This is a genomic window from Alcanivorax sp. HI0044, from assembly GCF_001634945.1.
The window spans coordinates 1-664 of the sequence record NZ_LWEZ01001800.1; the positions used below are offsets into that span (position 1 = coordinate 1).

At 61.1% G+C, this 664-nt stretch carries 1 protein-coding gene; it reads left to right on the forward strand.

Annotated elements, in window-relative coordinates; translation table 11 throughout:
* Nucleotides 1-103: 103 nt before the first annotated feature.
* Nucleotides 104-664 (forward strand): fumarate hydratase (locus tag A3730_RS26870; RefSeq protein ID WP_197477666.1); only part of this gene is annotated, 561 nt, incomplete at its 3' end.

Sequence of the window (664 nt, forward strand, 5' to 3'; positions counted from 1 at the left end):
GCGGCAAGGGGCGGCTAGTCATGGCGCTCCCGCCGCCGATTTCCGCCCCCTTCACTCTCTGCGCTATACTACGCGCCCCTATTTTCCCAGCAGGAGTAATCCCATGACGGTGATTCGCCAGGATGACCTGATTCAGAGCGTGGCAGATGCCTTGCAGTATATCTCTTACTACCACCCCGTGGATTTCATCCGCGCGGTGAAAGAAGCCTACGAGAAAGAAGAGAGCAAGGCCGCCAAGGACGCCATGGCGCAGATCCTGGTTAACTCCCGCATGGCCGCCATGGGCCGCCGCCCGATCTGCCAGGACACCGGTATCGTCACCGTGTTTGCCAAGGTGGGCATGAATGTCACCTTTGAGGGCGACATGAGCCTGGACGACATGATCAACGAAGGTGTGCGTCGCGCCTACAACCACCCGGACAATGTTCTGCGTGCCTCGGTGCTGGCGGACCCGGACGGCAAGCGTGCCAACACCAAGGACAACACCCCGGCGGTGATAAATTACTCCATCGTTCCCGGCGACACCCTGGAAATCGACGTGGCGGCGAAAGGCGGCGGCTCCGAAGCCAAATCCAAGTTCGCCATGCTCAACCCGTCCGATTCCGTGGTGGACTGGGTGCTGGAACAGATTCCGAAGATGGGCGCCGGCTGGTGTCCGCCGGGC